Raw genomic sequence first — 24,394 nt, 5'->3', positions numbered from 1 at the left:
AGAAACATGACAAACCCCACCCCCACCAAAAACCTCCGAGCCGGCAACACCACCATCCTCATGCCCCAACTCGGCTACGGCACCTGGGAAGTCCCCAACCAAGACGCCACAGACTGCGTCCTGCACGCCCTCAACACCGGCTACCGCAGCATCGACACTGCCGCCATCTATGGCAACGAAGAAGCAGTCGGGCGCGCACTACGCCAAACCCCCATACCCCGCGACCAAATCTTCCTCACCACCAAAGTCTGGAACGACGCCCAAGGCACCCACACCACCAAAAAAGCCCTCGAAGAATCCCTCCGCAAACTCGACACCGACTACGTCGACCTCTACCTCATCCACTGGCCCACCCCCGCCAAAGACGCCTACGTCGACACCTGGAAAACCCTCATCGAACTACGCGACAGCGGAAAAACCCGCGCCATCGGCGTATGCAACTTCAAAGAACACCACCTCCAACGCCTCGCCGAGGAAACCGGAGAACTACCCGCCATCAACCAAATCGAACTCCACCCCTACCTCACGCAAAACCCCATGCGCGCCTACCACGACGCCCACGACATCATCACCGAAGACTGGTCCCCCCTAGGCGCACGCCTCAACATCATCGACGACCCCACTATCACCTCCATCGCCCAAGCACACAACGTCACCCCCGGCCAAATCATCCTGCGCTGGCACCTCCAAATCGGATCCATCGTCATCCCCCGATCCGTCAAAACCACCCGCATCGAAACCAACTTCGACCTCTTCAGCTTCGAACTCAACAACGAACAAATGAACGCCATCAACGCCCTCGACCAAGGAAAACGCTCCGGCCCAGACCCCGACGACATGAACATCGGCGCCTAAAAACCACCCAACCAGGCGGGCCGCCCCCACCCCACCCCACAGCCGCGGCCCGCCTGGCCCATGTCCCCAAACATCAACCCACCACCCCAGCACAAGTACAGTGAACTCCCGAATCGCAGACCCAAAAGACAACCCGTCACAAACCAGGACAGCGATACGTAACAAGCAGCAACAGGCCACACACCAGGAAGGCCACCCACGTGACCACCCACACACCAACAACAGGCCCCACGGCCAAAGAGCTCACCCTCCGCGGCATCATCATCGGTGGCATCATCACCCTCGTCTTCACCGCCGCCAACGTCTACCTCGGACTCAAAGTCGGCCTCACCTTCGCCACCTCAATCCCCGCCGCAGTCATCTCCATGGCGATCCTGCGCTACTTCGCTGACCACACCGTCACCGAAAACAACATCGTCCAGACCATCGCCTCCGCCGCAGGAACCCTCTCCGCCATCATCTTCGTCCTACCCGGCCTCGTCATGCTCGGTTACTGGTCCGGCTTCCCCTACTGGACAACCGCCGCAGTCTGCTTCTTCGGCGGAGTACTCGGCGTCATGTACTCCATCCCCCTACGACGCGCCCTCGTCACAGGCTCCGACCTGCCCTACCCCGAAGGCGTCGCAGCAGCAGAAGTGCTCCGCGTCGGCGACACCGCCTCCGGAGCCCAAGAAAACCAACGCGGACTCACCGTCATCAGCGCCGGTGCACTCTCCGCCATGGGGTACATCCTCCTCGGCAAACTCCGCCTCGTCTCCGAATCCATCTCCCGCACCATCCGCATCGGATCAGGCGGCACCATCATCGGAAGCAGCCTCTCCCTGGCCCTCATCGGCGTCGGCCACCTCGTCGGCATCACCGTCGGCATCGCCATGATCATCGGGCTCATCACCTCCCACGGCATCCTCCTACCAATTCTGAGCCCCGAAGCCATCGCCAACGCAGGCAACGAGCCCCTCGCCGACACCCTTCAACACGTCTTCAAAAACGACGTCCGCATGATTGGCGCCGGCGCCATGGCCGTCGCCGCCCTATGGACCCTCCTGAAAATCATCGGCCCCATCATCAAAGGAATCACAGGAGCCCTCGCAGCCAGCAACGCCCGCGCACTCGGCGAAGAACTACCCCTGACCGAACGCGACATCCCCATCAAACTCGTCGCCACCGTCACCATGGCCTCCATGCTCCCCATCGGCGCGATCCTGTGGCTCTTCACCCGCGGCACCCCCCTCCAAGACAACGCAACCGGCCTGATCATCACCTCCATCCTCTTCATCCTCATCATCGGACTCTTCGTCGCCTCCGTCTGCGGCTACATGGCCGGCCTCATCGGCGCATCCAACTCACCCATCTCCGGCGTAGGCATCATCGTCGCCATCGCCATCGCCTTACTCATCAAAACCGTCCACGGCGCAGGCACCGGAGACACCACCGCAGCCCTCGTCGGCTACACCCTCTTCACCACTGCCATCGTCTTCGGCGTCGCCACCATCTCCAACGACAACCTCCAAGACCTCAAAACAGGACAACTCGTTGGAGCCACCCCCTGGAAACAACAAGTCGCCCTCATCATCGGCGTCGCCTTCGGCTCCCTAGTCATCCCGCCCATCCTCCACATCATGAACACCAGCTTCGGATTCGTCGGAGCCCCCGGAGCCGGACCAGACGCCCTAGCCGCCCCCCAAGCCTCCCTCATCTCCACCCTCGCCAAAGGCGTCCTCGGTGGAGACCTCAACTGGGGACACATCGGACTGGGAGCCGCGCTAGGCGTTGCAGTCGTCATCATTGACGAAACACTCCGCGCTACCAGCAAAAACCGTCTCTCACTACCGCCACTTGCCACAGGCATGGGCATGTACCTACCCATCAGCCTCACCCTCATGATCCCCATCGGTGCACTCCTGGGAATGATCTACGACCGCTGGGCCGAACGCCGAGGAAACCCCGAAAGCGCCAAACGACTCGGCGTCCTCATGGCAACCGGCCTCATCGTCGGAGAATCCCTCTTCGGAGTTCTCTTCGCCGGAATCGTCGCCACCACCAACAATGAAGATGCACTAGCCATCCTTCCCAAGAGCTTCGAACCCGTCGCAGACATCATCGGCGTCGCCCTCTTCGCCATCATCATCGTCGCCGCCTACACCTGGATTCGCTCCGTAGCACTCAAAAACGACGTCCCTACCCCCACCACAAACAACACCCCCACATAACCACCCCCCAAACACCAGCGGCCCGCCACAACAACGTGGCGGGCCGCTGACACATCACCCCAAACTCAGCCGTCAGCCTCTTCCTTCGTGGCATGCCCACCAAACTGTTTACGCATAGCCGCAACCATCTTCATCGCCGGACTATCCTTCTGCTGCGACACAAACCGCGCAAACAACGCCGCCGAAATAGTCGGAACCGGAACACCCAAATCCACCGCAGCATTCACCGTCCAACGCCCCTCACCCGAATCCGCCGCATACCCCTCAATCTTGTCCAAATGCGGATCCGCATCCATAGCGTTATCCATCAAATCAAGCAACCACGAACGAATAACCGTTCCCTCACGCCAACTCTTGAAAACCTCAGGAACATTCACCACCTGCGGAGCCTTCTCCAGCAACTCCCAACCCTCGGCATACGCCTGCATCAACCCATACTCAATGCCGTTATGCACCATCTTCGCGAAATGCCCTGCACCATGCCCACCAGCATGCACAAACCCAAACTCACCCTGCGGGCGCAACGCATCAAAAATCGGCTGAGCCAACGCCACCGCCTCATCCGGCCCACCCACCATCAACGCATAACCGTTCTGCAAACCCCACACACCACCCGAAACACCACAATCCACAAAATGCGCACCCTTCTGCGCCAACAACGCCGCATGCGCCTCATCGTTGTACCAAGGTGAATTACCCCCATCAATCACCAGATCACCCGAGGACAAAAACCCCGCAACCTCCTCAATAACCTGACCCGTCACAGCATCAGGAACCATCACCCACACCACCCGAGGAGACGGAAGCTCAGCAATCATCTCCTCCACCGACGACACATCAGCGATCTGCGGATTTGTGTCAAAACCGACTACCTCATGGCCAGCACGGCGAAGACGCTCCCGCATATTGCCACCCATTTTTCCCAACCCGATCAAACCCAGCTTCATCGCAATCTCCTGTCCGCCTGGCCAAGCACACGAACCACAACCCGCGACACCGCAGTGAACGAGCCCGACCCGTACAACCCACCAACGGCATTGTCGGCAAAATCACATGTGGCAGGATGCGCCACATCCTCCATAAATGATAAAGGGGCCTTGTCAAAGACAGCTCATCCGGACGTTCATAACCGTCCCCGACATCCAAACGAAACACCCCGCGCCGTAACCCAACAGCACCCCAAACAGCACCAATACTGGAACCGTGCCCCCCGCAACACCCACCCCCCGCCACCGCAGTCAACTACTACGCACTGAAGCCGTCCTAGCAACCCGCTTCCTCGTCACCGCCGCCGCGCTCCTGCTCATCATCTGGATCGCCGTTCACATCTACATCGTCACCATCGCAGCATTCCTCGCCTTCGTCCTGGCCTCCCTCCTCTGGCCCATCACCAAGCCCCTCAGCCGCCCCCTCAGCCGCCCCGTCGCTGCCATTCTCGTCGTTCTCACCACAGGACTGCTCGTTGCCGGACTCCTCTGGGCCACCATCATCCAACTCATCAACGCCGCCCCCACCATCTCCACCGCCGCCGTCGGCAGCGTCGAAGCCACCAACAAATGGCTCATCAAACAAGGCTGGGTCCTACCCCAACACACAGTCGACAACCTCCAAAACCAAGTCGCCTCCCGAACAGACCAACTCATCACCAGCCTCAGCGGAGCCGCAATCACCAGCCTCAACATCGCCACCGCCACAGCATCCATCACCGCCCTCGCCCTGGCCGCCACCGTCTTTACCCTCATCGGCGCCGAACAACTCACCAACGCCATCACCCACATCGCCCCACCCCGCTACCAAAACGCAGCCCGCAACGCCCTCCACGAAGCCACCATCACCGCCCGCTGGTGGACATTCGCCTCCACCCTCACCGGACTCGTCAACGGCATTCTCATCGGCATCGGTCTCGAATGGCTGGGAGTCCCTCTCGCAATCCCCCTCGGACTTGTCACCTTCATCCTTGGCTACGTCCCCATGATCGGATCAACCATCGCCGGCGCCATCTGCATTGCCATATCCCTCTTCTTTGGCGGTATCAACCTCGGCCTCGAAACACTCATCCTGGTCACCATCGTCATCGCCACCGAAAGCAACCTCCTCTCCCCACTCCTTATGTCACGCGCCGTCCGCTTCCCACCCGTCATCACCCTCTTCCTCTCCACCGCCGGCGCCGCCGCCCTCGGAATGATCGGACTCTTCCTCTCTATCCCCGTCGTCGGCATCACCGTCGCCGCATACAAAGGCTTCCACCACACAGTGCACACCGCCGCCGACACCATGCCCATCGCCATCCCAGCCATCGAAACCCACCCCCAACCACCACACACCCCCTAAAACGACCTCGCCGCCTCCACAAACGCAAATACCTTCTCCGGATCCTTCACACCCGGACGAACCTCCGCACCACTGGCCACATCCACCCCCCACGGCGAAACCACCCGCACCGCCTCAGCCACATTCCCCGGATGCAGACCACCCGCCAACATCCACTCACCTACCGGGCACTGCGACCCCAACACCGACCAATCCCACGCCAGCCCCTCACCTGGCCGCGGCGCATCCAACACCAACACCTCCGCCCCCCAAGCCCGTGCGTCCAACACCCCCGCCTGCGAAAAAGACGTCGCCCGCCACACCCGCGGAAAAACCTCCGCAGCTGCCACGAAATCCTCAAAACCATATGCACTGCCATGCAACTGCAAAACCGAAAACCCCAATCTCTGCGCAACATCAACAGCCACACGCACAGGCAAATCATTTGTCACCAACACCGTCGACACACGCCCACCCACCGTCTCCACCACCTGACCAGCCACCTCCATACTCACCCCACGCACGCTTGTCCCACTCATCACCACACCCACCGCATCAGCCCCCGCCTCCACCACCACACAGGCATCAACCACCGACGTAATCCCACAAATCTTCACGAACACGACTGCAACGCCTTCTCCAACGCAGGCTTATCCGCCCGATCAAGCTTCAAACCGTACGCCTTAGTCACCTTGATGAACTTCACCGCATAAGCACAATGAAACCCCTTATTCGGCGGCATCCAATCACCCGGCGTCTTATCACCCTTCGACCCATTCGCCGGACCATCAGCCGCCAACAAATTCAACACCGGATCATTCGCGAACTTCGCCCGCTTCGCCGCAGACCACGACGACGCTCCCAAGTCATAGCTGGCAGACAACGGAAAAACATGGTCGATCTGCACCGCCGAAGCCTTCTGCTTAGAGAACCGAATCGTCTTACCCGTATACGGATCATCCAAAACACCCGTCAACACAGTGCAGCCTCGCGCATCCTCCTTAAACGTCACATCACGCAACTGCTGCGCCAACACGTCATTACGCGTATCACAACTGTTGTGCCCCAACTCAGCATCCGTGTTATCACTCCACGCAGGCCCAAATACCTCCCGCGAATACCCCTCCACCCGCCGCCGCGTCACCACAGGCAACTGCTCCAACGCACCCTTAGCCTCCGCCACCTCCGCAGCAGAAACCTTCGCCTGCGCACCCCCCGCCGAACCCACCCCACCCGGAAGCCAATCCTCAATCCCAGGCACCACCACAACTGCCACCCGCCGAAACGCAGCAAACGCCGCAGCTACCCGCGGATTATGCGAAAACAACGACAACCCAATCCCAACCACCACAACCGCCACCACAATGACACTCCACGCCCGCTTACCCACCAAACGCTGCACATACGTCACTTCAGGACACCGGCCCCATCACAAAACCAACACCAAACATGGCCGTGATCTTTTCACCTTCCCGCCATGTGGGCCCTCCAACGTGGGAGTCAAACCCCAATCACCACAACGCCTCCCACACGCGCACACCCCCAACACAACAGCCAACGAATGTGCTTGCCTGTGCAAATGACTTCTCTAATCAACAACCCCGCAGACGTGGTTCCCGAACTGTTGGAAGGAGTCGCGCTCACCCAGCCAGGACTAGCCCTGCTCAAAGACCGCACCATCGCCGTACACGCCGCCACCGCCCACGCCATCGCCCAAGGACGCCGCGACCAAGTACCTGTCGCCATCATCTCCGGCGGCGGCGCCGGCCACGAACCCGCCCACGCTGGATACGTCGCCGACGGAATGCTCACCGCCGCCATCGCCGGAGGAATCTTCGCTTCCCCCAGCGTTGACGCCATCCTCGATGGCATCCGCGCCGTCACCGGCGAGGCAGGCGCACTCCTTGTCGTCAAGAACTACACCGGCGACCGCCTCAACTTCGGTATGGCCGCCGAAGTCGCCCGAAGCGAAGGCCTCAAAATCGAAGTCGTCACCGTCGCCGATGACGTCGCCCTCGCCACCTCCGCAGACAACGCAGGCCGCCGCGGCCTGGCCGGCACCGTGCTTGTCCACAAAATCGCAGGAGCCCTCGCCGCCGCAGGCGCACCCCTCAACGAGGTTGCCGCCACCGCGCGACGCGTCGCCGAATCTGTAGGAACCATGGGCGTCGCCCTCACCGGCGCCACCGTCCCCGGCGCCACCGACGCCGGATTCGACCTGCCCACCGGCGAAGTTGAACTCGGACTAGGAATCCACGGAGAACCCGGCGTCAGTCGCGAGAAACTCACCAACGCAGACGAACTCGTTAAAACCCTCGTTACGCGCATCGCCGCTGATCGCGGCTACGCTCCCGGGCAAAAAGTCGTAGCCCTCATCGGCTCAGCAGGCGCCACATCCGCCCTCGAACTCGACATCGCTACCCGTGCCGCCGCCAAAGCCATCAACAACCTCGACCTCGACCTCACCCGCATCTGGGCCGGACCCGTCATGACAAGCATCAACATGATCGGCATCTCCGTCACCCTCCTAGCCATCGACGAGGAACTCCTCCCCCACCTCGACGCCCCCACAACCTCCATCGCCTGGCCAGGAGCCGGACCCCACAACGCCCGCATTACCTGGATCGAAGCACCCGAAGACCCCACCAGCGACCACTGCGAAAACAACACCGACGAACGAATCCACAACGCCATCGACACCGCTTGCGCGATGCTCCTGGACAACCGCGAAAAACTCGACCACGCCGACCGCAACGTAGGAGACGGAGACCTCGGCTCCACCCTCGCCCGCGGAGCCGCCGCCTGGCAAAAAAACCCAGGAAAAGGCAGCGGAGCAGACCAACTCCGCCGCCTTTGCCACATAGCCCGACGTGACGTCGGCGGAACCTCCGGACCGCTCTACGCCATCATGTTCCTACGCGCAGCCGAAGCCCTCGACCAAGGAACCCCCTGGCCTGAAGCATTCTCCGCAGGCGTACACGCCATGTGTGAACTGGGAGGAGCCAAACTCGGCGACGGAACCATGGTTGACGCCCTCCTGCCCGCAGCCACCGCTGCATGCGAAAAACGCACCTGGAACGATGTCGTCACCGCAGCTGAAGAAGGCGCTGCCTCCACAGAAGAAGGCGTCTCCCGCAAAGGGCGGGCCAGCTACGTCGGTGAACGAGGACGCGGCTACACCGACCCCGGCGCTGTTGCCGTTGCCATGTGGCTCGCCTCGCTACGCGACAGCCTCTCCTAACAAACATGTCCGCGTGGCAAGACCACAACGTCATGCCAACAGCCTTGCCACGCGGACGCACTCACTGATGCGGGGGAGTGGACCCATCATCGAAAACACTCACCGGCCTCACCGACCGCACAATCTGATCCGCGAACGCCGTCACTTCCGGATCAGAAACCTCAATACCCAACACAGACAAGCGCGAGCGCAGCTCTTTTTCCGCTGCATCCGTGGAGGTGAAACCAGCGGCGGTCAGCTCGGTGAGCGTACTTCGAAGCTGCTCAGCTTTCTCGACCCCCACCTCGTCAATAAACGCCTGGTTGAGCTCAAATTGGGTGGCGATGTTTGCGTCGTGGCGCTCGCCCTCGTCACACAGGTCAGGTTTATCCGGCACGGCTAGCTCCTTGCAGTTTGGGGGCAGCGGCAAAACTCCACGACGGGACACCCGCCGCAGAGACGCAGTACATCTCCGACCATCCCATGCCGCAGGGCACCTAGCCGTGATGACGTGGCCGAATGGCACCAGGCATACACATACAAAAAACCAATCTCGGACAAACTTGTGTCAAATAATAAGACGACACTGCTCAGTGAGCTATGAAAACGCATACATGCGTACCGTGTAAGCAAGCGGCACCGTAGCCGCGATACCTAACGACGCAAACTGAGGACGGTCGACAACGTGGTTGATGTAGTTGCAGCGATGGACAAGGCCGGATTGACGAACGCGTCCGTGCGCGAATTCGTCAGTCACTGGGCAGAAATTACCGGAGCGAAAAACGTCGAAGTGGTCAGCGCATCCGACGATGCCCGCCTCATCCAAGAAGCACTCGACGCCGGCGAACTTCAACCCGCAGGCCAAGGGCGTTACTACTCACGCAGCTACTCCAAAGACACCGCCCGATCAGAATCACGCACCATCGTCGCCACTGCCGATGAAAAAGATAAAGGCGTCTACAACAACTGGCGTCACTCCAGTGAGATGAAGCCACTGCTCGAAAACCTCATGCGCGGTGCGAGCGAAGGCAAAACCATGTACGTGATCCCCTACCTCATGGCACAGCCCGGATCACCCCTGGAAAAATACGCCGCCGGAGTCGAACTCACCGACAACCGTGCAGTCGTACTCCACATGATCCGCATGGCCCGTGTCGGCGTTGACCTCATCAACAACCTCGAAGACCCCGACACCTTCGTCCGCGCCGTTCATGTCACCGGCGACCTGGAAAACCTCGGCCAAGGAACCCCAGAAGACAAGCGATACTTCGTCACCGTCGCCGATGAACGACTCATCCTGCACTTCGGATCCTCCTATGGCGGCAACGCCCTCCTGGGAAAAATCGCCCACGGCCTACGCCAAGCCGCCTACGACGGCTGGGCCAGCAAAAAATTCCTTGGCGAGCAGTATCTCCTCCTAGGAATTGAAGACAAAGAAACCGGCAAGAAGTACCACATCACCGGTGGATTCCCCAGCGCATCTGGCAAAACCAACCTCGCCATGACATTGCCGCCAGATGCACTCGGCGACCGCTACAGCGTCAAGTTCTACGGCGACGACATCGCCTGGCTCTGGGTTGACGAAAAGAGCGGAAAACTCATGGGCCTCAACCCCGAAAACGGTGTCTTCGGTGTCGCAAAAGACACCAACGAAAAAACCAACCCCACCGCCATCGCAGCCGTCCAAGAAGGCAGCGGCGCGATCTTCACAAACATTGCCTACAACACCAAAACTCACGAAGTCTGGTGGGAAGGCCGCACCCCAACCCCACCAGCCGACCTCGACGGCTGGTACGACTGGAAAGGCCAGGCCATCGCCGAACGCAGCGAGGCCGAAAAAGACGAACCCTGGGCCCACCCAAACAGCCGCTTCACCAGCACCCTAGCCAACGTTCCCAACGTTGCGCCTGACTACAACGACCCCGTCGGCGTTGAAATCGACGCCATCATCTTCGGCGGCCGTACCCGTGACCGCGAACCCCTCATTCGCGCCATCACCGATCTGGCCGAAGGCGTCTACGACGGCCTCACCCTCGGAGCCGAAGCCACCTTCGCCGCCGAAGGTGTCGACGGGCAACTGCGCTACGACCCCATGTCCAACCGACCCTTCATGTCTTACTCCGAAGGTGACTACGCCCGCCACTACCTCGACGTCATCGGTCGAGCCACAGACAAACCGCTATTCGCCCACGTCAACTGGTTTGCCCGTGACCCTGAAGACGGCCACTACCTTTGGCCCGGATTCCGCGAAAACCTGCGCGCACTGTTGTGGCTAATGGACCTCAAAGCAGGTAAAGCCAAAGGCTGTAAGACCGCCGTCGGGGTCCTCCCCACCCAAGATGAGCTCAACCTGGAAGGACTTGACATTCCCCAGGAAGACCTCGACCGCATCCTTTCCATCGACGTGCCTCGCTGGAAGCAAGAGATGGGCTTCCGTGCCGAGCACCTCGAACAATTCCCCAACCTGCCCGAAGAAATTTGGGAAGCCCACCGCCGCGTCGAAGCAGACCTCAATAAAGAGGACTAAGTAGGCACGCGCGGTACTGGTTCACCTCGTAACTGGAGGTGCGAGGTGAACCATGCGGTGGTCTGCACGGTGCGTTCGAGGAGCCGTGTCGTGCAGACCACCAACTCACTAAGCACCCAAACCCAGAAAGACAGATGCTCGACTCCCGTCACGACACCATCTGGCGAGCCCGACACAGTGTATGGATGCTGCCCATCCTGCTCGGCGCAGGCCTCATCGCCTGGTCAGGGTTCGCCTGGATCGCATTCCGTGCTCGTCGGAAAAGCTGGTGGATCATCGCCGCCGCATACCTGCTAGGCGCGGCCGCGGTTCTGCTTTGGCCTGCAACAGCACGTGGAAAACAAAGCACAGCGCTCCTAGCTCTGTGGGCTTCAGCCATCGTCGTCGCAGCCATTCTGCGCAACCCCTACCTTGAATGCGCCTATAAGCGCCAGGTCAGCTGCGTCTACCACACCTACATATAACAATCTGGCAAGCGCTCTACATGACGAGACCGTCGGCGACACATGTCGCCGACGGTCAGTTCTCCCTCATGCGGGAGGCGTTACTTCTCAGTGATAGTGACCTTCTCTACCTTGTGCACCTTGCTCGGTACACCAGCCTGGTCGCCAGCCTCACCGCCGTCTGCCTCGATTTTCTTCACGACATCCATTCCCTTAGTGACCTGACCAAACAGGGAGTAATTCGGAGGCAGACCCACACCTGCCTCACCAGTCACCACAAAGAACTGGCTCCCGCCAGAGTTGGGCTCGCCTGTATTCGCCATCGCAATCGAGCCAACTTTGTACTCGCCTTGCTGCGGGAACTCATCTTCAATTCGATACCCCGGGCCACCTCGACCAGTTCCTTCATGGTCACCACCTTGGATCATGAAGTCTTTGATTACGCGGTGGAAAGGTGTGGTGTCGTAGTACTTGTTCCGTGCGAGGAACACGAAGTTATTCACCGTTTTTGGTGCTTTCTTCTGATCCAGCAGTACATCGAACTCACCTACGTCAGTTTTCACCGTCGCGGTATACGTCTTTTTGTCATCGATGCATTGCGGCGCTGGCCCAGGGAACTGGGTAGTCCGCTTCTCTGCGCCATCGGCAGGAGGACATTCCACCTTTCCCGTAGGGGCAGCACTGGCTGGTTGCGACGCTGAGGCGCTCTGGGAGGACGAATCTGCTCCGGCATTGTTAGACGACGAGCCGCACGCCGTGAGGGTCAATGCGGCCAAGGACACGACAAGGGCTGTAGTCGAGATACGCACAAAACAAAGGTAGTTGCTGGCAGCGGCCCACGCCGTATAAGCCAGCTACGACGCGCCTGATCTGTTCAGCTAAGAGAAGACTCTCTTGTATTTCATACACGATGAAATACAAGAGACACCTCCCGGCAGAAAACTTGTCCATACACGGTGAGAAAAACTCGATTACCTCAACAAAAAGACCCACGATCTTCGAAAATGAGCGCCCTCAATGCGGTGAAAATAGAGGGTTTGACCTGCGTGTTCACCGGATAAAACAGTTCGTCCACAATGTGGAGAAGGTATGTGGATAGAACAGACTTACGGGATCATTCCGCATCCAGCACAGTTGCCCTGAAAAACCGTCCTGGTCGACTGTCTGTAGCGGCCCAACGCGTGACGCTCACAAATATGCACCCATCGCAGCTAAAGCTTCATTCCCGTATGAACCCCCAAACATGATGGTGTGTACCAACAAAGGAGGAAGCTGATACCACCGCACGCGCGACTTCCAACCGTCCGCTAATGGCGCAACTTCTTCATAAGCAGCAAAAGCCCGCGAACCAAACCCACCAAACAACATCATCATCGCCACGTCGTACTCTCGGTGCCCCCAAAAAACAGCCGGATCCACCAACCAATTCCTGCCATTCACATCAACAAGACGATTCCCCGCCCATAAATCCCCATGCAATAAAGCAGGCGGCTCCACAGCCCCACATAATTCATCTGCCCTTTGTGCCAACCGCTCCACCAAGCCCCGCGCACGTGGATCTAACCTGCCTACCGCTACTGCCTGCTCCGTCAAAGGCACCAGCCTGCGTTCTGCAAAAAACTCCGACCACCGGTCACAGGGGCGCTCATCCAGGCCGACCGTCCCTAAAACCCCCCGAGTATCGTCACTGACCCCACCAAAAAACTCATTCGATGAACCATGCAGCCCCGCCAATCCTCGACCAAACTCCTCCTCAATCGCTGCCGACCCGCGCTCACCTTCATTAACCCACTCCAACACCAACCCCCGCCGCGATGAAGACAGCACCCGCGGCACATTCAAAGATGCCGGAACATGCTCCCGCAATGCCTGTAGTCCCAATGCTTCATGCTCAAACATCCCCGGCACCGGATCTGGCAATACCTTGATAAACACAGCACCATCGGGAGTCTGAGCCCGAAAAGACCTCGCCACATCTCCGCCGCGCACCGCAGTCACATCGAAAAGACGAAATCCTTCCCACACATCCCTGAAATCCCGCAAGCCATCAGGGATAACCCCAATACTCATTCGACTTCCTACCTCGTCTAAGCCGATCAACGCCCACAGCGAGCAACCCTCCGCCCCGCTATGCTGTCCCGATACGCTAAACCGATGGCGGAGAACAGCACAGTACGGATTGACGTGTGGCTATGGGCTGTCCGCGTCTATAAAACACGTTCACTCGCAGCCAGCGCCTGCAAAAACGGGCGAGTCACCATTGATGGAAACAAAGCCAAACCATCCTCCAACGTCAAAATCGGCAGCAAAGTCGAAGTTCGTAAGATTGAAGGCACGCGCATTCTGCAAGCCGTGCAGCTGCTCAATAAACGCGTCGGTGCGCCAGCAGCTGCCGAAGCGGTCATTGATACTTCCCCGCCCGCGCCCCCACGCCAATTCCGCCCCGCTGCAGTAGCCGTCCGGGAACCCGGCGCGGGACGTCCCACCAAACGCGAACGCCGCGAACTTGATCGCCTCCGTGGTCGCACTGGCAACCGCATCCGATAGAGCCCCAATTTCACTGTGCCTGGCGCTTCTTTGCTGCCAACAGGGTGCCGATTGTTTTCCTAAAGCACCCCACCTCAATAGTTGCAGTTTCAACTAAAATGAGATGGAATCCACCCCAACCACCAAGGACACCCCATGGAAAACACCAACCAAGGAAGCTACGTCACCGCAGGAAAACCCTACGAGCGCGACACCCGATACATCACCACCCGCATCACCCGCGACGGCCGCGACGGATACCCCGTCGAACCACACCGCTACCGCCTCATCGTCTCCAGAGCCTGCCCCTGGGCCAACCGCACCATGATCGCCCGACGCATCTACGGACTCGAAAACGTCCTTAGCATGGGGATCGCCGGCCCCACCCACGACAAACACAGCTGGACCTTCGACCTCGACCCCGAAGGCAAAGACCCCATCCTGGGCATCCACCACCTCAAAGACGCCTACGAAAAACGCCACCCCAACTACCCACGCGGAATCACCGTCCCCGCCATCGTCGACACCCACAACGGCGCCGTCGTCACCAACGACTACAACCAAATCACCCTCGACCTCGGCGAAGAATGGCGCCACCTCCACCGCGAAGGCTCACCCAACCTCTACCCCCACCACCAACAACACGAACTCGACCAACTCATCAAATACATCTACACAGAAATCAACAACGGCGTATACCGCGCCGGATTTGCAGGCAGCCAAGAACAATACGAAGCCGCCTACAACCGACTCTGGACAGCCCTAGACACCCTCGAAGAACGCCTCGCCACCACCCGCTACCTCATGGGCCCCCAGCTGACCGAAGCCGACCTACGCCTCTACCCCACCCTCATCCGATTCGACCTGGCCTACCACGGCCACTTCAAATGCAACCGCCAACCCCTCTCCACCATGCACAACCTCTGGAACTACCTCAAAGACCTATTCCAAACCCCCGGATTTGGCGACACCAACGACCTCCTGCACATCAAACAGCACTACTACGGCGTCCACACCGACATCAACCCCACCCAAATCATCCCCAGCGGACCCGACATGAGCGCTCTCCTAGACCCCCACGACCGAGACCGCTTCGACACCAACACCTGGGGAGACCACGGCACCCCACCACCCCCACCACCTGCCACCGAAATCGTTGACCCCACCCATACACCACTCCACATCACAAAAAGATGAAACCTCAAACTTCCACGCAGCCACATGCTGAATACTTACTCAACGTGACCGCCCCGAACCCCGGACCCAACCGCACAGCCGCACGCGAACGAGCCCGGCTCCTCGGAATCAACATCGGAGTTCTACTCCTCGTCGCCGCGATCGTGCTCATCGTCGCCCAACTCCTCCCAGCCCTACCCGCACCCATCTACCCAACCGTCTTCACCGCCGTTGCCGCCATCCTCATCACAACAGGAATCCGCAATGCCCGCCGCGGCAACACCGAAATCGCCCACACCCTCGGCGGCTGGGCCGGCATCCTCACCCTCCTGCTCACCCTCACCTGGTCATCACTCCTAGGCTGGGGCGGCGCACTCACCTCAACCCTGCTCATCGCCATCACCCTCAACCTAGCCATCGCCGCCACCCTCCGCTCACCCATCCACCTAGCCATCACCATCCTCACCGCCCTGCCCTGGGCCGCCATCGCCCACCTCTACGAAATCCCACCCATCCCCGCACTCATCCTCAGCGCCATCGGACTCTTCTGGCTCACCAACATCCAGTACTCCCACATCCTGGCCATCACCACCACACTCACCTTGCCCGTCAGCCTCACTCTCCTCCTACACCCCTGGACCCACGACACCATCGCCATCGACGGCGCCGACATCGCAACCATGGCCGGACTCATCCTCCTGTGCTCCACCCTGGCCGGACTCACCACCAAAAAAACCCCCGACGAGCGCCTCTGGCCCACCACACGCACCACCATCCTCACCGCCCTCATCATCCAAACCCTCGCCGGGGCCGTGCCCGCCATCTCCAGCCATCTCACCCCCACCCACCCCTGGCCAGGCCTACTCCTCGGCGCCGCCTGCGCCCTCGCCGCCTGCGCCCTCGCAGTTCACCACGGCACCCGAACCGGCTGGTGGACCCTCACCGCCCACGCCGCCCTCCTATGGGGATCAGTCCTGACCACCCTGACCACCCCCACCCCCTGGACCACCCTCATCATCGCCATGGCCTACGGAACCCTCCTCATCCGCATCACCCGCCACGCTGGCGCAGACACCCGCACCGGAATTGCCGCCCTCGCCGCCCTCGCCGCCCTCGCCACCGCAACAACCCTCATCACCCAACCTGCCCCCTACACCGCCGCACTCATCCTCGCCCTCATCGGCGCCCTCATCATCACCACAGCCCTAAGCCGCGGCCCCGTACCACCCACCGGCCGCACCGACGGACGAGAGGTCACCCCATGATGATCCCCCGCCGAAACCTCCTCACAGCAGGACTCACCGCCGGAGCGACCCTCGCCGCAGCCAGCGCCGCAGCCCTACGCCACGACTGGGTCCCCACCCCCAACGCCGGCCCCCGACGCCCCACCATCGACAGCTCCGCCACCGACAACCGCACCGAATACGACTACATCATCATCGGCTCCGGAGCAGGCGGCGGCCCCCTCGCCGTCCGACTCGCCGAAGCAGGACACACCGTCCTCGTCGTCGACGCAGGCCCCGCCACCTCATCCCGCGACGTCTACGACGTCCCAGCCTTCCACCTCTTCGCCTCCTCCGACCCAGAAATCAGCTGGGACTTCTGGGTCAAGCACTACACCGACCCAACCAAACACGGCAGCGCATACATCCCCCAACACGGCGGAGTCCTCTACCCCCGAGCCTCCACCCTCGGCGGATGTACCACCCACCACGCCCTGCTCATGCTCGCCCCCGAACTCGAAGACTGGAACTACATCGCACGCCACACCGGCGACCCGTCCTGGAACGCCGCCATCATGAACAAATACCTCCAACGCGTCCGCGAATGGCTCCCCATCGAAACCAGCCCCGCAGCCCTGCTCGCCCGCGACACCACCCTCGCCCGCATCGTCACCGCAACCATCACCCAACACCCAACCCACAACCTCACCCCCGCAGACATCGACCTCAACAACCTCACTGCCAAAGGCACCCTCTTCGACCCCAACGACCCCGCCGCCGTCGAAGCAACACGAACCGGTGCATGCCTCGTACCCCAATCCAGCCGCAACGGACACAGATACGGCACCCGAGACCGTCTCCTCGACGCCGCCCCACGCCTCACCAGACACCTCTTCTTCCAAACCGACGCCCTCGTCGAACGCATCACCTTCGACCGCGGCCGCACCAACCGCCCCCGCGCCACCGGCATCGACCTGGTCATCTCACCCCGCGCCTACGGCGCCAGCCCCATCCAACACCGCATCAACACCGACCAACGCAACAAAAATCGCCGACACATCACCGCCCGCCGCGAAGTCATTGTCGCCGCCGGCGCATTCAACACCCCACAACTGCTCATGCTCTCCGGCATTGGCGACCCCAAACAACTGCAACGCCACGGCATCCAAACCATCATCGCCTTACCCGGCGTTGGCGAAAACCTCCAAGACCGATACGAAATGACCGTCGTCACAGAATTCGACCGCCGATTCGCCCTCCTACGCGACGCAGCCTTCGGCGCCCCCGGCGACCTCGAACTCCAACGCTGGCGCTCCGGCGACCCCAACGCCCTCTATCGTTCCAACGGCCTACTCATCGGACTCAAAGAAAAATTCGACGGCGGCTCCGACCACCCAGAACTCTTCATCTTCGGTGCACCCTCCCACTTCACCGGTTACCGACCCAACTTCGCCGAAGACGGAGTCCGCAGCCGCCGCCACTTCAACTGGGCCATCATCCGCGGATACCAACAAAGCATGTCCGGATACGTCCGCCTCCGCTCCGCTGACCCCACCACCACACCCGACATCAACTTCCGCTACTTCGACGACGGAACCAACACCCCCGGCGCACAAGCCGACCTCGCAGCCATGCGACAAGGCTTCCGCCACGCCCGCTCCGTCAACGACCTCGCCCGCAAACTCCGCTTTACAGACGCCGCCCGCGACCACGAAATCTACCCAGGACCCACCATCAACGGACCCGACCTCGACAACCTCATCCGCCGCGACGCCTGGGGCCACCACGCCTCATGCACCGCACCCATGGGCCCAGACAACAACCCCAAAGCAGTCCTAGACTCCCGCTTCCGTGTCCGCGGCGCCGAAAACCTCCGCGTCGTCGACGCATCCGCCTTTCCTAAAATCCCCGCACTCTTCCCACTCATGGCCATCTACGCCGCCAGCGAACGCGCCGCCGATGTCATCCTCAACGACGCCCGAACTACCCACATCGCATAACCATGACCACAACACCAACAACACCCAACACACACACCACCGGCCCCCACCCCACCTGGCCACGACTCGAAACCGAACACCTCCCCACCGACGCCGACACCGTCATCATCGGCTCCGGATTCGGTGGCTCCGTCGCCGCCGCACGCCTAGCCCAAGCAGGAAAAGACATCCTTCTACTCGAACGTGGCCGCGAATGGATACCCGGCGAATTCCCCGACGACTTCGCCAGCGTCCGCCGCAACATCCGCACCCGCCACAACCCCATGGGCCTATTCGACCTCGCCCTAGGCCTAGACGTAGACCGCCTCATCGCCAACGGTCTCGGCGGCGGATCCCTCATCTACGCCAACGTCATGCTCCCCCCAGAACCAGAAGTCTTCAACGACCCCCACTGGCCCGAAGGCATCAACCTACGCACCCTCACCCCCTACATCGGGCGAGTCCGAGCCATGCTCCGCCCCGAACACGTCCAACGAGCCCCCAAACACGTCGAACCCCTCACCGGCCTAGCCCACCACCACAAACTCCCCGTCAAACCCGTCCCCGTAGCCGTCAACCTCACCCGCCCCAACGAACCCAACCCCCACGGAATCCAACAAAACACCTGCACACACTGCGGAAACTGCGTCACCGGATGCAACGTTGGCGCAAAAACCACCATGCGAGCCAGCTACCTACCCCTAGCCCACAGCGCAGGCGCCCGCATCGTCACCCGCACCGAAGTCCGCACCATCGAACCCTCACCCAACCCCCACCATCGCTGGCGCCTACGCGGATGGCGCCTCAACTACGTCGGCGCCCACTACGAACGCACACCCTTCACCCTCGACTGCACCACCGTCATCCTCTCCGCCGGAGCACTAGGAACCACCGCCCTGCTCCTACGCAGCTCCGCCGCTGGCCTCGCCCTCTCACCCAACCTCGGACACCGATTCTCCGGCAATGCCGACTCCCTCGCCCTCTCCTACAACGCAGGTATCACCCGCCAAGCAGGAATCGGTGCCCGCGACCAATTCGCCCCTGACAGCGAATACGGCCCCACTATCGCCCGCATGATCGACCGCCGAAACGGTGCCCACGGCCACCTCATCCAAGACGCAGTCATCCCATACCCCATCGCAACCATGTTGCGCCGCCTCCTCGCTGGACGCTTTGCCCTCAGCGGAGACGAACGCATCTACTGCGACCTACGCCCTGGCGGATGCCCACCCGGCTGCAGCGCCATCGAACACTCTCAACTCTGGCTAGCAATGGGAACAGACGAAGCCAACGGCACCGTCCGACTCGGACCCCGCGGCGAACCCACCGTCCACTGGCCCGACGCCCACCGCCAAAACATCTACCGCCAACAACAAGACGACTTCGCCCACCTAAGCGAAACCGGAGAATCCATCCACATCTCCAACCCTCGACACCTCGTCCGACGCAGCGGAATCCCCGCACAATCCCCCGTCACAGTCCACGCCCTTGGCGGAGCAGCCATGGGGCCCAACGTCGATACAGGCGTCATCGACCGCGACCACCGCGTCTACACAGGACACGGCAACACCACAGGTACCGCCGTTCACCCCGGCCTCTACGTCATCGACGGTGCAGCCAGCCCAACATCCCTGGGCGCCAACCCCGCACTCACTATCGCTGCACTCGCAGAACGCGCAGCCGAACGCCTCCTCCACCACGAGAACGAGACCCCATGAACACCTTCCTCAACGCCATACGCAACTGCCTACGCGGCAGCTTCCTCGTCCTCGCCCTCATCATCTCCATCATCGCCACAATCCTTCTCGACGCCCGCGACCTGCGCAGCCCAGCCAACGCAAAAACCGACATGCCACCGGCATCAGTCGCCCCCTGGCACGACCCCTCTTGGACACCTTCTACCACCGTCCCCGGATTACACACCCGCCAACTCGACATAGGCGACCTTGCTGGCGGCGGAACCACCCGCGTCGGTGTCCTCGAACCCACCATTCCAGCCGTCGCCGATGTTCTCTTCATCCACGGCCACGCCGACCGACTCGACAACCACCGCGCACTCTTCACCAGCCTCGCGCAACGCGGCATGCGCGTCATCTCCTACGACCTGCCCTCCCACGGCAAATCCCGCCTAGCTCCCATTGACCGCTGGAGCATCGACGACCTCACCGAACTCACAGCCCGAGTCGAACACGCCACCCACACCAAACACCCACTCATCCTCTCCGGATGGTCCTTCGGCGGACTCATCGCCACCCGCATCGCACAAGAACCAACCCGCCTACATCGATTCTCCCGCCCCATTCGCGCACTTATCCTCGAAACCCCCGCCGTCGCCCCTCTGCCCTTCGTCGGAGGCGACGGCATCGCTCGAGCACGCACCCTCACCCACGACACAGACGCTCCCGTAGCCGCCCCACCCACACCCGCATCACCCTTCTATAACCCTCTCTTCGCCACCCGACTTCTCACCGAAGCCACCATTGCTGCAGCACACCCCCTTCCGGTCGGGCTACCTACGCTCATCATCGGATCCGACCCCGAACACGACCGCTATATCGACGCTAAAAAAGTTGCCACGTGGGCTACAGGTGTAGCTAAAAAGACCGGTGCCAACATCACCTTCCGAACCTGCCACGGTGCTCGCCATGGCGTTGACATCGAAGCCTGGCCAATCGGACCAGCCGCCAATCACCACATCACCAACTTCATCGCCAAAACTCTCACCCTCGCTACTGCTGCTACCCGCACCAGCAACTCAACCCCCACACCCACGGAAGTGACCACAGCATGTCGGTGACCACCTTCACAGAAACCATGCGCGGACAAGGGTTCGACCTCTGCCACTTGCGCGTTCGCCTCAACCACCCCGAAAACCATGACCAAGGGTTCACCGGAATCATTGAAAGTGGGAAAGCAACTGGCCCAGGTTTCTCCGGTCCCATCACCGGAGGAGATGTCACCATCCTCGCCCGCGAAGGCAACGCCCGTGTAATGCGTTATCGACTCGACGTAGCCGACCTAAACGGGCCAGTCGAACTTCACGGTGTCAAAACGCTACGAGCTACCCGCCGGCTCCTGCCTAACCCCCTGCGTGTGTGGAAATCCACGACCACCATCACTCTTGAAGCCACACAGAACGGGACCAGAATTTCTACCGGGACCGCACGCGTTCACGTCAGCGACCTTCTGCCCCAACTTTGTTCACTTCACGGTGCAGTACCGAGATTCATTCTCGGATTTCTCACCCGCGTCATTCGCTGACAGTATTTTCAACCCGAAAAATTTGTCACCACGCGAGCCTGTTTGTAGTAGCGTCATACACGAACTATCGCTCGTTATCAGGCTTGTAACTTTCGGCAAAACCTGAGGCGCGCAATCGAGCCGTGCTGCCCGATTAACGTCGTCAACGTCGCCGAGGAAACATGTCCCCCGTACTGCTCCGCCACTCTGCAGGTGTCACCACCCCTGACTGCGATCCCGCCCAGGCAATAGGCACATCCCTGGGATGAGCAGAAGCAGGCGTTTCACCCCCTCATCGCGCATGGCAACGCCCCACCTCGCGGGAGTCGATGCCCCCTTCACAACACCTCACACAGTGCGTTCATATCGCGCCTGATTTTTAAGCCCCAGAGCTGGCTCTTACGCCGCGGCTTCAAGGACCAACAATGTGCACCCATCTCCACACGAGCGATCACATCCCTGAGCGCTTTATCTCGCCCCGAAAATCTGTTTATCGCATTCATCGATCATGAGCAGCTCATGTTGCTCTGTGTCGACGCCGTATGTGAGGACGTGGCCAAGGAACACATCAGCTACGCCGTAATCCCGAAAGCGCTAAAGCATTCACGAATGCGCTCAGTTTCGATGACTGAGCCTGAGAAAGGACAGACAAATGTTGGACCTGCTGCGTAAATGGAAACGACAGATCGTCGGAGAGACGCACATGGAGCCGCACGTTGCGCATGAAGCTTTATATCGGCCGGTACAAGGCCGAGCTGTTGATATCACGGAGGTGCCGGACCCCGTATTCGCTCAAAAAATTATGGGAGATGGCTTCGCAGTTCTTCCGGATGAGGGTGTGTTCCGTGCTCCGGTGGCAGGTGAGCTTGTGCTGGTAGCTGAGACCATGCACGCGTTTGCGATTCGCACGGACGCTGGTGCAGAAGTATTGGTTCACATCGGTATCGACACAGTGGGTCTTAAAGGTGAGGGATTTACGGCGCATGCTCAGGCTGGGCGGTGGGTGCAAGCTGGGGAACCGATCATCTCCTGTGACCTTAGGTCACAGGAGGCAAAGGTTCCATCGATGATTACGCCCGTAGTTGTGACAAACGGTGACCGTTTCACAATGACAGGACGCAATTTGAGCGCTGCGAACGATGGTGCTGTTGCAGTCATCGTGTCGAACTGAGGCGTTCTCTACCGATGGGGTCACAGGTAACAGTTCGGCGGGTTTACAACAACAATGTCGTCCTCGGCGTTGAGGATGGCGCGGAGGTTGTTCTTCTCGGTAAAGGCATTGGATTTGGGCGTAAGCCAGGCGATGAGGTTGACACCGAGGGGGTACAGCGTTTCGTTGAGGAGCTGCCATATAAGGCGGCGCGTGTTGCCGATGTGCTCAGCGGGGCGACGATGGAAGAGACAGAGGTTGCGCGTGCCATCGTCGCCATCGGTAGAGATGCGTTGGGGCTTTCGGTAGGGCAGGCGCTGTTGTTGCCAGTGCTGGACCACCTGTCGGTTGCGGTGAAGCGAGTGAAGATGGGTATCACGGTCGACTTCCCGTTGCGGTGGGAGGTTGGGCATGTGTTTCCGGAGGAGAGCGCGGCAGGCCGTGAGGCGATGCATTTGGCGAATGCGCGCCTGGGGGTGGTGTTACAGGAAGACGAGTGGGTGGCGTTTGCTTTGCACTTTGTGAATCATCGGTGGGCTGGTGGTGATTTGAGTCGGACGTTGAGCATGACTGAAACGATTCGGCGGTCGTTCTCGCTATTGGAGGAGTCGTGGGGGAGGGCAATTGACGAGAACTCGATGAATGCTGCTCGGTTTGTGACGCATATGCGTTATTTATTTGTGCGGGCTTTGGAGAGCCGGCAGTTAGATGATGTGGGTGTGGATTTGTTGGCGCCGGTGCGGGCGCGTTCGCCGGAGGCGGTGCGGGCTGCGTTGGGGTTACGTGAGTTGGTAGAGGAGGCGTTGGGGGTGTCTCTGACTGAGGGAGAGGTGGGTTATTTGGTGTTGCATACGGTGCGTTTGTATGCGGAGTTAGGGATGGAACGTCCAGGTTCTGGTGGGTGAGTTGGGCGTGGTTGGGGTGGTTTTTTCGTGTGTGAGAAGCCATTTTTTGGCTTCGGTGCCGCCTCGGTACTGTCCGGGGTTGCCGTTGGCGCGGATGATGCGGTGACAGGGCAGGAGGAGAGGTAGCGGGTTGGTAGCGCATGCGGTGGCTGCGGCGCGGATAGCTGTGGGGTGTCCTGCTTGGGTGGCGAGTTGGGTGTAGGTGAGGGTGGTTCCGTAGGGGATGGTGGTGAGGTGAGTTTGGATGGTGCGTCGGAAGGGCGTGCTCATGCGGTGGTCTAGGGGGAGGGTGAAGTGGTGGCGTGTGCCGGTGAAGTATTCGGTGAGTTGGGTTCTGGCGGTGTGGAGGATGGGTGTTTCGTGATGTGTGCCGGGGCCGGTGGTGTCGGTAATGCGGGTGAGGGCGGTGGTGTGGTTTTCGCTGCCGAAGGCGATGTAGATGATGCGTTCTTGGGCTTGTGCGATGAGTAGTTCGCCGATGGGGGTGTTGATGGTTATGTAGGTGAAGTGGTGAGTGGTCATGGTGTCAGTGTGCTGGTGGGGTCGGGGTGGTTGGTAGGGGCGGGCGAAGTGGCATGCTAGTCCGGGTAGCCTGGGTGTGTCGGTCATCACCGCACCCGAGAAAGGCCG

22 protein-coding genes are annotated in these 24,394 nt (G+C 60.6%); 15 read left to right on the top strand and 7 right to left on the bottom strand.

Annotation, left to right across the window (positions count from 1 at the left end; all coding sequences use genetic code 11):
* Nucleotides 1-6 precede the first annotated feature (6 nt).
* Both AC2T9U_RS11480 and AC2T9U_RS11475 read left to right on the top strand, forming a co-directional pair.
* Nucleotides 7-855, top strand: a complete 849-nt coding sequence (locus AC2T9U_RS11480; protein ID WP_493696182.1) for an aldo/keto reductase — start codon at nt 7-9, stop codon at nt 853-855.
* A 200-nt stretch (nt 856-1,055) separates the two neighbouring features.
* Entirely contained in the window at nt 1,056-3,065 is a 2,010-nt protein-coding gene (locus tag AC2T9U_RS11475; RefSeq protein ID WP_493696181.1) for an OPT family oligopeptide transporter, read from the top strand.
* A gap of 65 nt (nt 3,066-3,130) precedes the next feature.
* On the opposite strand, the gene gnd is transcribed toward AC2T9U_RS11475, so the two are convergent.
* Nucleotides 3,131-4,012, bottom strand: coding sequence for a phosphogluconate dehydrogenase (NAD(+)-dependent, decarboxylating) (gene gnd / locus AC2T9U_RS11470; protein WP_115032038.1), 882 nt, complete (start codon nt 4,010-4,012; stop codon nt 3,131-3,133).
* 256 nt (nt 4,013-4,268) lie between these two features.
* Between gnd and AC2T9U_RS11465 the strand changes: the two genes are divergently transcribed.
* On the top strand, nt 4,269-5,396 hold the full coding sequence (locus AC2T9U_RS11465; protein WP_493696180.1) for an AI-2E family transporter: 1,128 nt from the start codon (nt 4,269-4,271) through the stop codon (nt 5,394-5,396).
* On the opposite strand, the gene AC2T9U_RS11460 is transcribed toward AC2T9U_RS11465, so the two are convergent.
* Both AC2T9U_RS11460 and AC2T9U_RS11455 read right to left on the bottom strand, forming a co-directional pair.
* Nucleotides 5,393-5,992 carry a phosphoribosylanthranilate isomerase gene (locus tag AC2T9U_RS11460; protein WP_493696179.1) on the bottom strand — a complete coding sequence of 200 codons (600 nt, stop codon included), beginning with the start codon at nt 5,990-5,992 and terminating at the stop codon, nt 5,393-5,395. The two genes, AC2T9U_RS11465 and AC2T9U_RS11460, sit on opposite strands and share 4 nt — an antisense overlap.
* A complete protein-coding gene (locus AC2T9U_RS11455; protein ID WP_493696178.1) occupies nt 5,989-6,786 on the bottom strand; it encodes an HNH endonuclease family protein in 798 nt (265 codons plus the stop codon). The genes AC2T9U_RS11460 and AC2T9U_RS11455 overlap by 4 nt, the downstream gene beginning before the upstream one ends.
* A gap of 168 nt (nt 6,787-6,954) precedes the next feature.
* On the opposite strand from AC2T9U_RS11455, the gene AC2T9U_RS11450 reads away from it, so the two are divergent.
* Entirely contained in the window at nt 6,955-8,616 is a 1,662-nt protein-coding gene (locus AC2T9U_RS11450) for a dihydroxyacetone kinase family protein (protein ID WP_493696177.1), read from the top strand.
* Between the two features lie 61 nt (nt 8,617-8,677).
* On the opposite strand, the gene AC2T9U_RS11445 is transcribed toward AC2T9U_RS11450, so the two are convergent.
* The gene (locus AC2T9U_RS11445) at nt 8,678-8,992 is read right to left on the bottom strand and encodes a hypothetical protein (protein WP_493696176.1); all 315 of its coding nucleotides are present in this window, start codon (nt 8,990-8,992) and stop codon (nt 8,678-8,680) included.
* Between the two features lie 288 nt (nt 8,993-9,280).
* Between AC2T9U_RS11445 and AC2T9U_RS11440 the strand changes: the two genes are divergently transcribed.
* Nucleotides 9,281-11,122, top strand: a complete 1,842-nt coding sequence (locus tag AC2T9U_RS11440) for a phosphoenolpyruvate carboxykinase (GTP) (protein WP_493696175.1) — start codon at nt 9,281-9,283, stop codon at nt 11,120-11,122.
* A 185-nt stretch (nt 11,123-11,307) separates the two neighbouring features.
* Nucleotides 11,308-11,586: a hypothetical protein gene (locus AC2T9U_RS11435; protein ID WP_493696174.1), complete on the top strand. Its 279-nt coding sequence runs from the start codon at nt 11,308-11,310 to the stop codon at nt 11,584-11,586.
* A gap of 80 nt (nt 11,587-11,666) precedes the next feature.
* On the opposite strand, the gene AC2T9U_RS11430 is transcribed toward AC2T9U_RS11435, so the two are convergent.
* On the bottom strand, nt 11,667-12,128 hold the full coding sequence (locus tag AC2T9U_RS11430) for a peptidylprolyl isomerase (protein WP_231935425.1): 462 nt from the start codon (nt 12,126-12,128) through the stop codon (nt 11,667-11,669).
* 625 nt (nt 12,129-12,753) lie between these two features.
* Nucleotides 12,754-13,635 (bottom strand): fructosamine kinase family protein, encoded by an 882-nt coding sequence (locus tag AC2T9U_RS11425; RefSeq protein ID WP_493696173.1) that lies wholly within the window; start codon nt 13,633-13,635, stop codon nt 12,754-12,756.
* 84 nt (nt 13,636-13,719) lie between these two features.
* Here AC2T9U_RS11425 and AC2T9U_RS11420 point away from each other — a divergent pair, with 84 nt between their 5' ends.
* From AC2T9U_RS11420 to AC2T9U_RS11380, 9 genes are all read left to right on the top strand, one after another.
* Nucleotides 13,720-14,112 carry an RNA-binding S4 domain-containing protein gene (locus AC2T9U_RS11420; protein WP_493696172.1) on the top strand — a complete coding sequence of 131 codons (393 nt, stop codon included), beginning with the start codon at nt 13,720-13,722 and terminating at the stop codon, nt 14,110-14,112.
* 135 nt (nt 14,113-14,247) lie between these two features.
* Nucleotides 14,248-15,288, top strand: a complete 1,041-nt coding sequence (locus AC2T9U_RS11415) for a glutathione S-transferase family protein (RefSeq protein ID WP_493696171.1) — start codon at nt 14,248-14,250, stop codon at nt 15,286-15,288.
* 44 nt (nt 15,289-15,332) lie between these two features.
* A complete protein-coding gene (locus AC2T9U_RS11410) occupies nt 15,333-16,532 on the top strand; it encodes a hypothetical protein (RefSeq protein ID WP_493696170.1) in 1,200 nt (399 codons plus the stop codon).
* A complete protein-coding gene (locus tag AC2T9U_RS11405; protein ID WP_493696169.1) occupies nt 16,529-18,490 on the top strand; it encodes a GMC family oxidoreductase in 1,962 nt (653 codons plus the stop codon). Before AC2T9U_RS11410 ends, AC2T9U_RS11405 begins: the two co-directional genes overlap by 4 nt.
* Before the next feature lie 2 nt (nt 18,491-18,492).
* Entirely contained in the window at nt 18,493-20,187 is a 1,695-nt protein-coding gene (locus AC2T9U_RS11400) for a GMC family oxidoreductase N-terminal domain-containing protein (RefSeq protein ID WP_493696168.1), read from the top strand.
* The gene (locus AC2T9U_RS11395; RefSeq protein ID WP_493696167.1) at nt 20,184-21,266 is read left to right on the top strand and encodes an alpha/beta hydrolase; all 1,083 of its coding nucleotides are present in this window, start codon (nt 20,184-20,186) and stop codon (nt 21,264-21,266) included. The genes AC2T9U_RS11400 and AC2T9U_RS11395 overlap by 4 nt, the downstream gene beginning before the upstream one ends.
* The gene (locus tag AC2T9U_RS11390; protein ID WP_493696166.1) at nt 21,263-21,730 is read left to right on the top strand and encodes a hypothetical protein; all 468 of its coding nucleotides are present in this window, start codon (nt 21,263-21,265) and stop codon (nt 21,728-21,730) included. The genes AC2T9U_RS11395 and AC2T9U_RS11390 overlap by 4 nt, the downstream gene beginning before the upstream one ends.
* 631 nt (nt 21,731-22,361) lie before the next feature.
* Nucleotides 22,362-22,880, top strand: coding sequence for a PTS sugar transporter subunit IIA (locus AC2T9U_RS11385; RefSeq protein WP_208304209.1), 519 nt, complete (start codon nt 22,362-22,364; stop codon nt 22,878-22,880).
* A 14-nt stretch (nt 22,881-22,894) separates the two neighbouring features.
* Entirely contained in the window at nt 22,895-23,764 is an 870-nt protein-coding gene (locus AC2T9U_RS11380; protein ID WP_115032066.1) for a PRD domain-containing protein, read from the top strand.
* Here AC2T9U_RS11380 and AC2T9U_RS11375 read toward each other — a convergent pair.
* Nucleotides 23,732-24,373 carry a methylated-DNA--[protein]-cysteine S-methyltransferase gene (locus tag AC2T9U_RS11375; protein WP_493696165.1) on the bottom strand — a complete coding sequence of 214 codons (642 nt, stop codon included), beginning with the start codon at nt 24,371-24,373 and terminating at the stop codon, nt 23,732-23,734. The two genes, AC2T9U_RS11380 and AC2T9U_RS11375, sit on opposite strands and share 33 nt — an antisense overlap.
* Nucleotides 24,374-24,394: the final 21 nt, after the last annotated feature.

The sequence above is a fragment of the Dermatophilus sp. B7861-1 genome, assembly GCF_058996045.1.
The sequence above is the reverse complement of the archived record's forward strand: the minus strand, read 5'-3'. Positions and strand labels throughout refer to the sequence as shown.

What these genes read in the sequence shown, in the direction of transcription:
- AC2T9U_RS11480 (WP_493696182.1), top strand. Translation starts at nt 7, where the DNA reads ATGACAAACCCCACCCCCACCAAAAACCTCCGAGCCGGCAACACCACC.
- gnd (WP_115032038.1), bottom strand. Translation starts at nt 4,012, where the DNA reads ATGAAGCTGGGTTTGATCGGGTTGGGAAAAATGGGTGGCAATATGCGG.
- AC2T9U_RS11450 (WP_493696177.1), top strand. Translation starts at nt 6,955, where the DNA reads ATGACTTCTCTAATCAACAACCCCGCAGACGTGGTTCCCGAACTGTTG.
- AC2T9U_RS11435 (WP_493696174.1), top strand. Translation starts at nt 11,308, where the DNA reads ATGCTGCCCATCCTGCTCGGCGCAGGCCTCATCGCCTGGTCAGGGTTC.
- AC2T9U_RS11425 (WP_493696173.1), bottom strand. Translation starts at nt 13,635, where the DNA reads ATGAGTATTGGGGTTATCCCTGATGGCTTGCGGGATTTCAGGGATGTG.
- AC2T9U_RS11420 (WP_493696172.1), top strand. Translation starts at nt 13,720, where the DNA reads ATGGCGGAGAACAGCACAGTACGGATTGACGTGTGGCTATGGGCTGTC.
- AC2T9U_RS11415 (WP_493696171.1), top strand. Translation starts at nt 14,248, where the DNA reads ATGGAAAACACCAACCAAGGAAGCTACGTCACCGCAGGAAAACCCTAC.
- AC2T9U_RS11405 (WP_493696169.1), top strand. Translation starts at nt 16,529, where the DNA reads ATGATGATCCCCCGCCGAAACCTCCTCACAGCAGGACTCACCGCCGGA.
- AC2T9U_RS11400 (WP_493696168.1), top strand. Translation starts at nt 18,493, where the DNA reads ATGACCACAACACCAACAACACCCAACACACACACCACCGGCCCCCAC.
- AC2T9U_RS11395 (WP_493696167.1), top strand. Translation starts at nt 20,184, where the DNA reads ATGAACACCTTCCTCAACGCCATACGCAACTGCCTACGCGGCAGCTTC.
- AC2T9U_RS11385 (WP_208304209.1), top strand. Translation starts at nt 22,362, where the DNA reads ATGTTGGACCTGCTGCGTAAATGGAAACGACAGATCGTCGGAGAGACG.
- AC2T9U_RS11380 (WP_115032066.1), top strand. Translation starts at nt 22,895, where the DNA reads ATGGGGTCACAGGTAACAGTTCGGCGGGTTTACAACAACAATGTCGTC.
- AC2T9U_RS11375 (WP_493696165.1), bottom strand. Translation starts at nt 24,373, where the DNA reads ATGACCGACACACCCAGGCTACCCGGACTAGCATGCCACTTCGCCCGC.